The sequence below is a fragment of the Kocuria sp. CPCC 205260 genome (assembly GCF_040981045.1).
In the GTDB taxonomy this organism is placed as follows: Bacteria; Actinomycetota; Actinomycetes; order Actinomycetales; family Micrococcaceae; genus Kocuria; species Kocuria palustris.
Map to the genome: position 1 here is coordinate 1 of NZ_JAVKPT010000118.1, position 511 is coordinate 511.

The 511-nt window shown below is 72.2% G+C and carries 1 protein-coding gene; it reads right to left on the reverse strand.

The window, feature by feature from the left end:
* On the reverse strand, positions 1–511 hold a 511-nt coding region (locus RF645_RS13495), incomplete at both ends, for an ERAP1-like C-terminal domain-containing protein (RefSeq protein WP_368819293.1).

A 511-nucleotide genomic window follows, 5' to 3' on the forward strand; every position in this document is an offset into this window, starting at 1 on the left:
TCCTGCACCTGACGGGCGTAGCTGCCGTCCCGCGCCGCTTCGCGGGCGAAAGCGCGCGCGAGTACCAGCTGCTCACCGGAACCCGCCTCCGCGGCCAGCAGGGCATTGCGCAGGGCCTCGAAGAATTCACGCCGCGAGGCGGTGCGGTACTGGTAGGGCACGTACTCGCCCAGGGCCTGACCCGCGTGGTCCAGCACGGTCGTGAGGATCGCCGCGTGACGCTCCGCACCGCACTCACGCGCCGCCATGGACACGTACTCCCGCGGGGACAGCCGGGCATCGCGCACCGCGGCCCACACCTGCGAGTGCGCCACCGCTCGCGCGAGCGGGTCCTCGATCGCCCCCACCAGGCGGGTGATGGCCGCAAGCGATTCCGGGTCCGGATGGGCCAGGCAGTACGTGAGGTCAGTGTCGTTGACCAGCAGGAACGACGCGCCGTCCTGGGCCTCGCTGCTCGGGGCGTCGCCTAGACCCGTGACGGGAACGGGCGTGTCCGAGGCCGGCACCCGTA